Consider the following 13,087-nt stretch of genomic DNA (forward strand, 5'->3'; position numbering starts at 1 on the left):
GGCCCGAAGTCTTACCGTTCTTCATGAGAAGGCCCCGCCTTGTCCTTTTTCGGAGCGGGTGGGGCTTCTTGAAACCGTTTGAGTGTAGCGAGAATGGAGTGGACAGGCTCGGCCTTTTCAGGATAGGCAAATATCCGGTGTTCCGGCGGAATGTCCTGCGGCCCGTGGTAATACTCCTTGAAGCCCTCCGGGACTGCCGACACATACCCACCGGGAGCAAATACGCCGCCCTCGTTGATACGCACATCCCGTCCGTATGCTTCATAATCGAAGTAGTTCTGAATGTGCTCCGGTATGTCGATGGTCCCAAGCTCGTCGGCGTACAGACGGCCCAGCCCTTCATCATCGGAAATATCCGGGTAAAAGCGGTAAAGGTCAAGGTTCTGCGTCAGGTTTATCAAATCCTTCACGCTCCTTGTGTGGTTTCCCAAGACAAGAGCGGCTTCAAAGGTTTCCAGTCCGCCCTTATCCCGTACTTCCAGCAGGGCGTGGCCCAGCTCGTTCAGCTCGTCGATGTTCTCACATTCGTAGAGATAATCGTAGAGCCCCAGCACATCACTGTCAAAGCTGGTAAAGAACACTTCGCTGTACCGTTTCCCGTCTATCCCGATTTTGGCAAGGGCGGCCTGCAACTCCTGTGTCGTCATGGGGAAATGTACCGTTGTCCCTACCTCAATCCCCATTAAGGGGTATAGGGTTGTATTGGTTATATAGGCTTCAAACATGGGCTCATTCCTCCTTTCCGGCCCGGTCAGCCAGCACCTCATAAATCCCGGCCATAATGTAATCGGCGCAAGGGAGGGCAATCGCGTTTCCCAGTGCCTTGTAGCGTTGCAGAGGCCGGATCTCCACGCCGTCCGCCCCGTACTTTGTCCAGCCCTCTGGCAGCCCCATCAGCCGTTCGCTTTCCGTTTCCGTCAGAAAACGGATACAACCGCCCTTCGGGTCGCCCTCATACCAGAAGGCAAAGGGCGTTACATCACTGGCTAAAAGAGTGGGAAAAGGGTCAGTTGGTAATCCGAAGCTGTTTCGGAAGGCCGTTTCTTCCTGCCTTTTTGCCGCTCCCCGCATACGGAAGCACTGAAAGGGGTGGATGACTGGTATCTGCCGCCCTGTTTCAAAAGAAGCTGTTCGATCTCCTTCGGCGGCGGCCCACCCGCCCTCTCCGCAAGGCGGAGGAAGTGGGAGCATTGGACGGGGCTTAAATAGTATGTCTGCGGCACGTCTGCCTCCAAAATCCGCCACGACGAAAATCCGCTGCCTTCGTGCCAGCCTTCGGGAGCCTGCCCAATACTGGGCGTCCATGAGTCGCCAGCACACATCAGGCGTTCCCCCTCGCACCATTCCGGCGTTTCCCCATCTTCCCGAAGGAGGCATTGGAACTTCGGTGTCCGAGAAGGCGGATAAGACGGCTCTAAAGTCCATCCGGTCATTTGTAGAAAACGCTCCCATGACGTTTTCCCAAACAGCGATAGCTGGATATAGGTTATCAGTAGCATCCCTCATTTCCTGTATGATACGAAACGCCTGATAGAACAGGCTTGATTTTGCCCCGGCAAGGCCGGAGCGGTTGCCGATCAGAGAAAGGTTCTGACAGGGGGAACCGAAGGTAATTACATGAACCGGCGGGATTTTCCCGCCGTCCACCTTCGTAATATCCCCCAAATGCACCATGTCGGGAAAGTGCCTTTTGGTTATGGAGATGGGCGCTTTTTCAATCTCACTGGCCCATACCGGACGGATACCGCACCGGGAAGCAGCCAGAGGGAACACGCCAATCCCGTCGAAAAGGCTTCCCAGCTTAATGTCCGGCATGGCCCGGGGTGCCGTGTCCCTTCACGGCAAGCACCCCTTCCAGTGTGGTCGCCGCAATGCCCAGCCGCCCGGCAACCGCAATATCATTTTTTACATCCTCGTCCACAGCGCTGCCGCAGACAATCAGGGTGTGGGAGCGCCGCAGCATATCCCGGCGCATATCAATCCCGGCCTTGTGTTCCTCGGGAACGCTGTCATTCAAAAACAGCGGCAGATACAAGAGCGGGCAGATTGGGGAAAAGCCCGCCTCATAAGCAAGACGGCAGTAGTGGGCCGCCAGCTCCATATCAACATCCGGCTCGCCGCTCCATGCGGCGGTCAGGTATGCTAAAGGTCGTTTCATTGGTTGAGCCTCCATTTCTGTTTTGATTTAGGGAAAAGCAAGAGTTCGCCCACCCCCTCCGCCCCTTCCCCCGGGAAGGGGAACGGCTCTGGAGAATTTATATCCCCGTCGCTTGACCGGGAAAAAGCATAACCGGGAGAAATCCGTCAAGGGTGCCTCTGGCACCGCCTGCGGCGGCGCTGCCCTTGACTGATTTTCCCGGCTATGCTACGGAATAACTGGCGACGGGGAATAATTTATATCTCCAGAGCTTCGGGGCGCGGGGCAGAGCCCCGCAATCCTCGGGCCATGCTGACCCGAAGTTTGGGCTTACTTTTCCTGTTCGGTTTTCTTCTCCGGCTTTTCATGTTCCTTCTGCTGACCCTTCCAGTCGTCCAGCAGCTTGATGATCTGGTCCTTCATTTCCCTCGGCGTAGTTTCCTTGCCGAAATACTTGCTCAGTTCCGCACCTGTCAAAATCACTTTGTCTACCTCCTTTTTGTCCTCCATCATAATGCCGTCGATCACATCCCCGTTGAGCAGCTTCTTTTCGTCCAGCTCACGCATACGCTTTGCCTGCGCCTGTGAAGGCGAGGACTGCTGGCTGTCAATGGCGACGGCGATATAGTTCTGGTTCTTCTTGCCGATATAGGAAAGCTCCACCGCCGTAGTAAAGCCCAGCTTTTTTTCATCCATCAGCTTCATCAGGTCGGGAACCAGCTCATTGAGCCGGATATACCGCTGCACCTGCTTGACCGCCATCTTATTGCGCTCGGCTACAATTTCGTTGGAGCGTTTTCCTGCGTCCTTCGGGTCAATCTGGCCCGAAGTGCGGGAGCCCTGGTGCTTGATGGCTTCAAGCTGCATTTTCAAGGCTTTGGCCCGCTCACTGGGGAGGATTTCTTCACGCTGGTTGAGATTGTCCTCGACCATCTGCGTGATGGCTTCATCGTCCGTCAGATTGCGAACAATACAGGGCATATCCGCATATCCGGCAAGCTCGCTGGCCTTCTGGCGGCGGTGGCCGGACACGATCTCATAGCCGCCATCCTCACGGGGACGGACGATAGCGGGCTGGGTCACGCCCTTGTCCTTGACGCTGGACACCATAGCCCGCATTTCTTCATCATCCCGAACCTCAAAGGGATGGTTCTTGAAGGCGTGAAGCTCGTTCAGCTTGATATAGACGATCTGTTCCTTGCCCCGGCGTGGTGCATCCTTCGGTTTTTCGGGTTCCTTCGGAGCGGGAGCGGCCTGTACCGTTGGCGCCGTTTTTTTCTCCGGTTCCTTTTTGACCGCATTTTCCGGTTTCTGTGCGGGAGCTTCGGGCTTCGGGGTTGCGGCCTTGTCCTTATCTGCTTTCGGGGGACGGCCCCGGCGCTTCGGCTGTTCCGGCTCTTTGGGTTTTTCCTCCGCTTTTTTCGGAGCCTCCGGCTGCTTTTCCGGTTTTTCCGTTTTTGCCGGGGCAGACTTTTCCCCGCTGGGAGCTGCCGCCCGTTCCTCGACCTTCTTTTCCTTCATAATTTCAGCGAAGTTATAGACGGAAACCTGCGGGTTCTTTACCTCCGGTTCCGTCTTTTTTTCCGGCTCTGGAGAAACGGAAACCTTCTCCGGCTCTTTTGGGGGAGCGGGAGGCGTTTCCTTGCCCGGCCCGCTATCCGTTACCGGCTGTTCCGGCGTTTTTGTGGTTTTATCATCTGCCATAAGCATTTACCTCCTGTTTTTTGGCATGAAAAAAGAGGCTCAACTTTTCAGTCAAGCCCCCGTGGGAAGTTCCTCCTTTCTCCGCCATGATACAAAAATACCGCCCGTAGTCTCGTTTGGGCGGTACTTTGTGTAAGATTGGCAGTCCATTATTAAGTTTTTTATTATGTTCCCTTTGTACACCGTTGCAAGGTTAGTTGTTTATATATAGAGAAGAATAATTAAGAGAAAAGTGATGGATATGATACAAGACTGGATGATAATAAACAAAATTAAGATGGGAGATCCTGATGCATGGGATATTTTAGTACATAAATATTATGATAGTGTGTATTTTTATTGTGTTCGCAGATGTTATGGAGACTGCGATATAGCTTCTGATTTAACACAGGATATTTTTTTAAAATTGGTAGAAAGTTTACCTAGATACCGATTCATAGGAAAATTTCAAAATTATCTATACACTATGGCTGTCAATACTTGCAATAATTATTTGAAAAAAAGACATATTGAGCAAATAGAACTCACAGATAATTTTACAACTGATTTAGACACTTCATTGATTGATGAAATATTACATGATGAGAGAAAAGAAACGGTTCAAAAAGCACTTGATTTACTTCCTGAAATACAACGAGAGGTTGTGATACTACGGTATTATCACGATTTAAAGGTAAAAGATATTGCGACAATTACTGGCGTGGGGGTATCTACTGTACAGTCACGTATTTATCAAGGCCTTAGAAAATTAGAAAAAGTTTTAGAAAGAGAGGAATTTTATGATGGATAAAAAAGATATTATATCGAAATTGGCTGGTTATAAATTAGAAGGTGATATAGAAGGACGTGAAAAAACCATCGAATTAGGATATGAAATAATGATTAGACTTGGAATGAGTCGACATTCTTACTTTGAGCTATTCCTGTCAACTTTTCGCTTCATACATGTTCATACTTGGATAATTCAATTATTCATCTTTCTATCAGGGATAACTATGGCATTAAATTTTAAAAATTTACAGCCGATAAGTGAAATAATGTTATGCATTACAGGTGTAATATTCATTTCGGCTTTATTTTTTTTAGATGAATTATTCAAAAGTTTTACTACAGGAATGTGGGAATTGGAACAGACATTCAAATATGATTTGCGACAACATATTATGATGAAATTATTGATTTTTGGCATTATTGATATGGTAATTGTTATTTTGCTTTCTCTTATGACTAAATCTATAGTATCTTTGCCTTTGTATCAGATATTAGTCTATGTACTTGTTCCATACAATATTGTTTGCATTATTTTATTTTCGCTTATAACTATATGGAGAAAGCAATTACATAATTATTTCCTATGGTGTATATCGGGAAGTATTTGTGTCGCAGTTATTTTAATTGCAAATATCTTTAAAATATATGAAATCCGAATGCTTTATTGGGGAATAGCATATTTCATTACAACGACAATATTAGGGATTATCTTATATTCTCAAACTAAAATAATCAAATGGGAGGTAGCTTCAGTATGGAATTAACTATTAATAATATAACAAAACAATATGGGAATGTAACTGTGCTTGATGATGTGTCGTATCGATTTACTCCTGGAATTTACGGAATATTAGGTGCTAATGGGGCGGGTAAAACAACTTTATTTCGTATTATTTGTGGACTGATGAGAGCAAATTGTGGAAATATACAATATGACCATAAAGATATTGCTCTGCAAGCAGAATATTATCGCTCGATTCTTGGATTCTTACCACAAGATTTTCGATACTATCCTGATTTTACAGGATTAAATTTTATGATGTATATCGCTTCATTGAAAGGCTTAAATGGGAAAATAGCAAAAAAGAGATGTTTAGATTTATTGATTCAGGTTGGCTTAGATGATGTGAAAAATAAAAAAATCAGAAAGTATTCTGGCGGAATGAAACAGAGACTAGGTATCGCTCAAGCAATGATTAATAATCCGGAAATTTTAATATTAGATGAACCTACGGTAGGGCTCGATCCCAAAGAGCGAGTTAAATTTAGAAAACTGATAAGTTCGTTTGCATCAGAAAAAATAGTATTATTGTCTACACATATTGTATCAGATATAGAATATATAGCAGATGAAATCATTATTCTAAAAAAAGGTAGAATTGAAAATACAGGCACAATAAGATATTTGTTGAAAGATATTAACAAGTGTGTATGGGAATGCCTGGTTCCAGAAAAAGAAGTAAATCGAATTGAGCAAGTATATACAGTAAGTAATCGTAAATATGGAGAAGACGGAGTTGTTCTTCGACTTATTTCAAGGGAAAAACCTTTTGCAAATGCGAAACAAGTTGATCCGGTTTTAGAAGATTTGTATTTGTTTTATTTTAGAGAGGGGGAATGAGAGTATGACATCGCTAATTAAGTTTGAACTTGGGAAAATATTGAGAAACCGAACTGTATTTGGTGGGATTGTTGTAGGATGCTTAGTCCTTCTGGGGATTTTTTTTGTTGGGTATCACTATTCACAGCTATCAATGAGTGAAGCGAGTAATAAGAAAAAGGGGTTTGAAAAGAGCCTCGATGTAATAATAGATGAAAAATATTCTGGAGAGTTTACAGATGAAAAAGTTAAAATGATTCTGTCTGATTCTATGAATAATTTCCAAGAGAATGAAGAGCAAAAAGTTGTTAATAAGCCTTTTTATCCATTTTATTGGGAAATGGGAGATACTTTTTTTTCAAAAGATGCCGAAAATGTTTATTCAGAAATGATTGAACAGGTTAATAAAGGCCAAAGATTAACAATAGAAGACGTGGATTTATATTCATTGGACGAGGTTGGATTTAAAAAATTTGATACTCCTTTGACATTAGGAAATTATGTTCCATGGACAGACTTATATCGAGTACTTGGATATATATATGCTCTTTTGTCCATAATTACAATATTGGTATCTTCCATAGTGTTTTCAGATGATAATTCTAAAAATATCAATCAGATTCTGTTAGTTACAAAATATGGAAGAAACAAAATGATATTTGCTAAATTGATTGCGACAAGTATTATTACAGTGAGTTTATTTATTATTTTTCAATTGGTCAACATAGGTGTTTTCTCTACAATGTATGATATGAGCGGATGGAATTCAGACATACAAACAAATTTGTCGTTGGGATTATTTGACTTCCCTTTGCAATATAACCATATTCAAATATACTTTTTAATTCTTGTCATGCAATTAGTTGGTATTGGATTTGTTGAGAGTGTAACATTGTTAATATCAGCTCTTATGCATTCATCTATGTCAGTATTAGCTGTTTCATTAGGGGTATATATATTACCATTATTGCTGGTGCAAATGATAAAAACAGGGGTAGGTAACAAAATTTTGTATTTGTTTCCAATAAATAATTTGAATGTACAAAATATATTAGGTATTCTATATTCAAAAGATGCTTTTTTCTTCCATTCCTTCTTCATTAATATAGGATTTATATTTATTTTTCAGCTCTTAATACGAGTAGGGATGCAACTATATTGCTTTATTTATATTAAACATTGGAAGTTTTAATGATTTTTTCAATGAAAATGCAATTGAAGAAAAAATATGATATCATGTGAGTAACAAATCGGAATTTATAAAGGAGAATATTGATGAAACTATTTTTATGTTCGCACTTTTCAAGTGTGGGAAGTCTGATAAAGGAAGAAATTGAAAATAAGAAAGTCGCATTTATTCCAACAGCTTCACTGCGTGAAGGCTACACCGGTTATGTCGGCTCGGCTCGAAAATTATTCAAAAAGTTGGGAGCAATCGTAACTGAAATTGATATTTCAACGGAGGCTTATTCAACGATACAGTCTGTTTTTGAAGAAGCAGATGTGATATATTTTACCGGCGGAAATTCTTTCTTTCTTATGGACCAGCTCCGTAAAACGGGAGCTGATGGGCTACTGAAAAAGGAATTGGCAAATGGAAAATTGATGATCGGCGAGTCGGCAGGCGCAATTATATGCGCTCCAAGCATCCAATATATCGAGCAAATGGATAAAAAGCCAGAGGACTACTCACAAGAAGATGATGCAGGGCTTGATTTGATTGATTTCTATGTTCTTCCGCATTATCTTACAGCACCATTTAAGAAAGTTACCGAGAAAATAATGACTGAGTTTTCGGATTTGAATCTATGCCCAATTAACAACCGTCAGGGAATTGTAATTGATGGTGAAGGTTCAAAGGTTATTTGCAAAGACTAATTTGAAAATTCAAGTTTGTAGAATTAAGAAAATCGAAACTTGCACAATTCTTGAACTCAACACAAACTGCCGTCAGTGTTGTTCCGTTACTCGTTCTTTGCTGGTATCATAGAACCATCAAATGAAGGAGGAAACAAGCCATGAATACAGATAAAATCTATGCAGAACAACTCGCAAACGAATATGCACCCAAGGACACTTCCAAGGTGGTCGCTCTTCGCAAGCTGGATGCAAAAGCCAAGCTTCCCGCAAACGTTTTTACCTACACCTTCGGTATTATCACAGCGTTGGTAGCCGGTGTCGGGATGTGCCTTTCCATGAAGGTTATCGGCAACGGTAGTACTGCTATGTTTGTTCTCGGCGTGATTGTCGGCATTATCGGGCTGCTGGGTATGGGCGTTAATTACCCCATCTACAAAAAATTGCTGGCTCAGGGCAAGCAGAAATACGCTTTTGAAATCATAGAACTGGCAAAAGAAATCAGTGAGAAGTAAACAAAAACACGAAAGAAGGTGGGAATGATTGAATAGATCAGAAAGCAGATATTTTGCTACTGCAGCCAGAATGGACGAAGCCTTTCTGACACTTCTGGCAAAAAAAGATTTTGAGTATATTACAGTCAAAGAAATCTGTGAAGTAGCAGAGGTCAATCGTTCCACCTTCTATCTTCACTATGAAACGATGTCAGACTTGCTCTCGGAGAGTGTCAGTCGTATGAACGAGCAATTTCTTGCTTGCATGGAGAAAGATTCAGATGCCTTTTCTGCAAAGCTGCGGAATTGCCCGAGAGATGAATTATATCTAATTACGCCGGATTATTTAACACCTTACCTCTGCTACATTAAGAACAACAAGCGACTGTTCCGCACAGCAACAGAAAATGCGGCGGTGTTGGGGATGGATAAAAGCTATGATAAGATGTTCCGTTATGTGTTTACGCCAATTCTTGACCGTTATGGTGTACTACCACAGGATCGACCTTATATCATGGCCTTTTATATTCGGGGATTGATGGCGATTATCTCAGAATGGCTCAAGAACGACTGCACCGATTCCATTACGTATGTTACAGGTGTGATTCAGCAGTGTGTAAAAATGCCACAAAGCGAAACAACGAACGCTGTTTGACAACTTCCAGTTTGTTGAATTAAAAATGAAATAAAGTTCCAGTAATCATAGAGTGTATGGATTCAATTCCATATGCTCTTTTTCTTTACTTAATTTCATGAAAAATGTAAAAATCTAATGTTACGAGTTGCATTAAAGAAAACTCGTAAGAAAAAAGTAAAAAAATTTGCTTTTGACCACTGTAAAACATGCTCTGAGCGTTTCGTTATATGAAGGGATAATTTTTCTTTCATATTTCAAAGAAAAGAGGATAAAGAAATGTCAGAAAAAAGATGTTATACAGTTCAAGAGTTACAGGAAATCTTAGGAGTCAGCAGACCTACTATTTATAACCTTTTAAAGAAAAAGGAATTCCGGTGGATCCAGTTGGATGGCGGAAAGTATCGCATCTCTAAGAAGAGTTTCGATGACTGGCTCGATAACTTGGAACAATAAAAAACAGGGTGTTGATCAGGCAGATTTTGTCTGCAATCGACATCCTAAATTTTTATCTGGATTTGAGATATGATATAAGAAAAAAAACTAACACTAAAAAAGACAGGAAGTGAAGAATAAATGGCAACAGCAATTATGAAACAAAAAGAAGTTCCGGAAATGGACGATGTTGAAGAGATCATTTCAAAGATATCAGAAGACAGTCCTTACAAACGGCGTCCGACACAAAAGAGAACCTGGATGACCGTGCCGGAAATGGGAAAGCTGCTGGGATTAAAAAAGACAGATCGATACTGGCTGGTGCATAAAAATGTTTTTGAATCTAAAGAGATTGCTGGAAAGATACGAATCAATATTGCCAGCTTTGAAAAATGGTACGCCAATCAGATTAAATACCATAAAGTTACCGGAGAAGAACCAGGGAAAGAATTGAAATCCTGGTCCTATTCCGTTAAGGAAGTTGCGGATCTGTTGGGTGTTGATGAGTATCTTGTTTATGATTTACTCAAGAAAAATCAAATGGAAGCTGTTATTGTCGATTACTGGAAACGAATACCAAAAGAATCTTTTCAGAACTGGTATAAAAGCCAGTCCCGGTATCGAACAAAGGAAGACAGAAAAAAAGACGCTCTTCTGGAAGATGCAACAATTACGATGCCTGAGATGGCACAGCTGCTTGGAACAACCAGAAGCGCAGTATATACAATTCTTGATAATCCAAAGTATAGTCATTTTTTTGAATTCATTGTGATTGCAGAAAAGAAAAGGATCACAAAAGAGAGTTTTCGAAAATTCCTGGAAGGTCAGGATCGGTATAAGCTGGATCCATCGAATGATTATGAAGAACTTGCACAGGAACAAAATATTGCCCTGGCTAATTTCCGGCGGAAGAAATTATCACAGACCGGAATACGAGGAAGCAATGGAAATATAAAGTATCTTACTTTTGATGAAGCTTCCTATCTGGCAAAGGTCAGCAGAAGCATGATCAACAAGTGGGCGGATAAAGGAAAGTTCACAGTAATAAAAGTTGGCAGTCGAGTTAGGATCCGTCGGGATGAATTTGAGGACTGGATGGAGCAAAGAGATTTGGAAAGGAGTATGCAATAATATGGCATCTATAAGAGAACGAAACGGAAAATTTAATGTAATCTATTCTTATACGAATGAAAAAGGTGAGAGGAAACAGAAGTGGGAAACCTATGAAACGAAAGCCGAAGCAAAGAGAAGAAAAAAAGAAATTGAATATAAAAAAGAGATGGGATCATTTGTCGTCCGTAAATGCAAAACACTGGACGAGCTTATTACAGAATATGTTGCACTTTATGGCAAAGAAAACTGGGCGCTTTCTACATATGAAGGAAATGTCTCTCTTATCAATAACTATATTCTTCCGATCATTGGTGATACGAAACTCTCAGAGATCAATACCCGTTTCATCGAAAGATATTATCAGAGTCTTTTGAAGAGACGTGCAGTTATCAATCCATTGAATAAAACCAGTCGAAATGAATTTGTATCTTCCAGTACGGTCAGGGATATTAATAAGCTGCTTAGAAACTGTTTTGAACAGGCAGTGAAATGGGAGTTGATGGAGAAGAATCCTTGCACCCATGCGACTGTACCAAAACATAAATCACAAAAAAGAGACATCTGGACAGCGGATACATTGATGTATGCGCTCAGTGTCTGTGAAGATGAACGATTAAAGCTCGCAATTAATCTATCTTTCTCATGTTCCCTGCGACTTGGTGAGCTGCTTGGTCTTACCTGGGATTGTGTAGATATTTCTCATGAGGCAATTGAAGAAAACCGTGCATATGTCTTCATCAACAAAGAATCACAGCGTATAAGAAAAGAATCTTTAAATGCATTGGATGGAAAAGATGTGTTGTTGGTATTTCCGACAAATCATAAGAAGAATTCTACGGTCCGTATTCTGAAAACACCGAAGACAGAAAGTAGTGTACGTAAGATATTCTTACCGAAGAGCGTTGCTAATATGCTTGTAGACTGGAAAGCTGAGCAGGATGAAATGAAAGAAATCCTGGGTGACGAATATATGGACTATAACCTGGTTATGGCAAGTACCTTTGGTCTTCCTCTTGGTGATGGAGCAATCCGTGGCCCTTTAAAGAAATTGATCGAGGACTATAATCTCCCACCGGTTGTATTTCACAGTTTTCGTCATAGCAGTGTTACTTATAAGCTGAAACTGAATGGTGGAGACATCAAGGCGGTACAGGGTGATTCTGGCCATGCTCAGGTCAATATGGTTACAGATGTGTACTCTCATATTCTGGATGATGACAGAAGGAAAAATGCAGAGCTTTTTGAAGAAGCATTTTATGAGAAAAAGAATCTGGATCCACAGATGCATGTACAGCAGGAAAATAATAATACTACTGTTGCTGATGAAGTCGATCCGGAACTTCTGGCAAAAGTATTGGCGAATCCAGAGATGCGGGCATTGCTCAATTCACTGGCGAAGACGATGAAGTAATGAAAAATAGTGAAAAAATAGTGTAATTTTAGTGAAAAAACGATTCATAAAACGATATAATATATGGATGAAATGAGGATATTTATTGTGTATATGGATATTCTATCTCCATCATTTGATGATAGAATGACGGAGATAAATCTGAAATGAAGGAGATTCCTATGAGAGACTTTGATTTTATTGTAAGTCCTGCGAAGTTGTTAACACCTGAAATTGTTCAGATGGTTAGCAGCATCCATGAACATAAAGGCAAACAGGAATTATTTCTCGAAGCCAATGTAGATGAATTGAAAACACTCTTAGAAGTTGCATTGATTCAGAGTACGGGAGCATCCAACCGAATCGAAGGTATATCTACTGGTTATGTCCGTGTTTAAAAATATGAAAGCAGCTTATAAATTTGCCAGTCAAAAACGCATGGACAAACCGTCTCGTATGCGTTATATTATTTATAGACAAGAAAATATCTTGTACTTATGATAGGAAAGTTTAATTGAATACTGTTTACCATGATCGAACGTACGAAGCATGGTGGTCATATAACAGATGTCGATGGTAATATCAAGGCATTCCCCGATTATTAGCTGGGGCAAACAATCAGCTAACTTTCAGAGCTTTACAGAGCTTGACAGAGGGGGTATTCAGAATAACTCGAATTGAATCGGAAACAGTTTTATATAGTGTCCCATATGGGTTTACCTTACCTCAGATTGACAGAGAGTGACAATAGGTTGGAGCTCTCCTAAGCGAGGGGTCGGAGGTTCAAATCCTCTTGGCGACGGGCTTCAAAGCGCTCGAAAATGTTAGCTGGATTAGCTGACAACGAACGCTTTTTTTGTTTTCTAATCACGTTCGTGACATGATTTTCCATTCAAAATGATCAATTACCAGCTAACGCAATCCGATTTTTGTTAGCTGACGGCTAATCAAA

15 protein-coding genes are annotated in these 13,087 nt (G+C 41.6%); 11 read left to right on the plus strand and 4 right to left on the minus strand.

Features of this window, described 5'->3' with window-relative positions; all coding sequences use genetic code 11:
- Window positions 1–11: 11 nt before the first annotated feature.
- The 4 genes from DXB83_RS12665 to DXB83_RS12680 form a co-directional block, all read right to left on the minus strand.
- A complete protein-coding gene (locus DXB83_RS12665) occupies window positions 12–767 on the minus strand; it encodes an antirestriction protein ArdA (protein ID WP_243108928.1) in 756 nt (251 codons plus the stop codon).
- The gene (locus DXB83_RS12670) at window positions 730–1,815 is read right to left on the minus strand and encodes a DNA cytosine methyltransferase (protein ID WP_055650122.1); all 1,086 of its coding nucleotides are present in this window, start codon (window positions 1,813–1,815) and stop codon (window positions 730–732) included. Before DXB83_RS12670 ends, DXB83_RS12665 begins: the two co-directional genes overlap by 38 nt.
- Window positions 1,802–2,158 carry a DUF7768 domain-containing protein gene (locus DXB83_RS12675; protein ID WP_003500157.1) on the minus strand — a complete coding sequence of 119 codons (357 nt, stop codon included), beginning with the start codon at window positions 2,156–2,158 and terminating at the stop codon, window positions 1,802–1,804. The genes DXB83_RS12670 and DXB83_RS12675 overlap by 14 nt, the downstream gene beginning before the upstream one ends.
- Before the next feature lie 309 nt (window positions 2,159–2,467).
- A complete protein-coding gene (locus tag DXB83_RS12680) occupies window positions 2,468–3,841 on the minus strand; it encodes a ParB/RepB/Spo0J family partition protein (protein WP_330426823.1) in 1,374 nt (457 codons plus the stop codon).
- A 235-nt stretch (window positions 3,842–4,076) separates the two neighbouring features.
- Here DXB83_RS12680 and DXB83_RS12690 point away from each other — a divergent pair, with 235 nt between their 5' ends.
- The 11 genes from DXB83_RS12690 (at window position 4,077) to DXB83_RS12740 (ending at window position 12,533) form a co-directional block, all read left to right on the plus strand.
- A complete protein-coding gene (locus DXB83_RS12690) occupies window positions 4,077–4,631 on the plus strand; it encodes an RNA polymerase sigma factor (RefSeq protein ID WP_005334762.1) in 555 nt (184 codons plus the stop codon).
- Window positions 4,621–5,376: a hypothetical protein gene (locus DXB83_RS12695; protein WP_092073367.1), complete on the plus strand. Its 756-nt coding sequence runs from the start codon at window positions 4,621–4,623 to the stop codon at window positions 5,374–5,376. The genes DXB83_RS12690 and DXB83_RS12695 overlap by 11 nt, the downstream gene beginning before the upstream one ends.
- A complete protein-coding gene (locus tag DXB83_RS12700; RefSeq protein ID WP_005334760.1) occupies window positions 5,367–6,233 on the plus strand; it encodes an ABC transporter ATP-binding protein in 867 nt (288 codons plus the stop codon). The genes DXB83_RS12695 and DXB83_RS12700 overlap by 10 nt, the downstream gene beginning before the upstream one ends.
- Window positions 6,234–6,237: 4 nt before the next feature.
- Window positions 6,238–7,404 carry an ABC transporter permease subunit gene (locus DXB83_RS12705; protein WP_092073365.1) on the plus strand — a complete coding sequence of 389 codons (1,167 nt, stop codon included), beginning with the start codon at window positions 6,238–6,240 and terminating at the stop codon, window positions 7,402–7,404.
- A gap of 83 nt (window positions 7,405–7,487) precedes the next feature.
- Window positions 7,488–8,090: a Type 1 glutamine amidotransferase-like domain-containing protein gene (locus DXB83_RS12710; protein WP_117805233.1), complete on the plus strand. Its 603-nt coding sequence runs from the start codon at window positions 7,488–7,490 to the stop codon at window positions 8,088–8,090.
- Window positions 8,091–8,230: 140 nt separating this feature from the next.
- Window positions 8,231–8,584 (plus strand): dihydropteridine reductase, encoded by a 354-nt coding sequence (locus DXB83_RS12715; protein WP_117805234.1) that lies wholly within the window; start codon window positions 8,231–8,233, stop codon window positions 8,582–8,584.
- Window positions 8,585–8,612: 28 nt separating this feature from the next.
- Window positions 8,613–9,218 carry a TetR/AcrR family transcriptional regulator gene (locus DXB83_RS12720; RefSeq protein ID WP_117805235.1) on the plus strand — a complete coding sequence of 202 codons (606 nt, stop codon included), beginning with the start codon at window positions 8,613–8,615 and terminating at the stop codon, window positions 9,216–9,218.
- Window positions 9,219–9,476: 258 nt separating this feature from the next.
- Complete coding sequence (locus DXB83_RS12725; protein WP_003864535.1) at window positions 9,477–9,653, plus strand: helix-turn-helix domain-containing protein; 177 nt, start codon at window positions 9,477–9,479, stop codon at window positions 9,651–9,653.
- Between the two features lie 120 nt (window positions 9,654–9,773).
- The gene (locus DXB83_RS12730; protein WP_044954635.1) at window positions 9,774–10,763 is read left to right on the plus strand and encodes a helix-turn-helix domain-containing protein; all 990 of its coding nucleotides are present in this window, start codon (window positions 9,774–9,776) and stop codon (window positions 10,761–10,763) included.
- Window position 10,764: 1 nt separating this feature from the next.
- Window positions 10,765–12,156 (plus strand): tyrosine-type recombinase/integrase, encoded by a 1,392-nt coding sequence (locus DXB83_RS12735; RefSeq protein ID WP_171027973.1) that lies wholly within the window; start codon window positions 10,765–10,767, stop codon window positions 12,154–12,156.
- Between the two features lie 161 nt (window positions 12,157–12,317).
- Complete coding sequence (locus DXB83_RS12740; RefSeq protein WP_226977413.1) at window positions 12,318–12,533, plus strand: hypothetical protein; 216 nt, start codon at window positions 12,318–12,320, stop codon at window positions 12,531–12,533.
- Window positions 12,534–13,087 lie beyond the last annotated feature (554 nt).

Origin of the sequence: Blautia sp. OM06-15AC (assembly GCF_003481425.1) — a bacterium.
Taxonomy (GTDB): domain Bacteria; phylum Bacillota; class Clostridia; order Lachnospirales; family Lachnospiraceae; genus Fusicatenibacter; species Fusicatenibacter saccharivorans.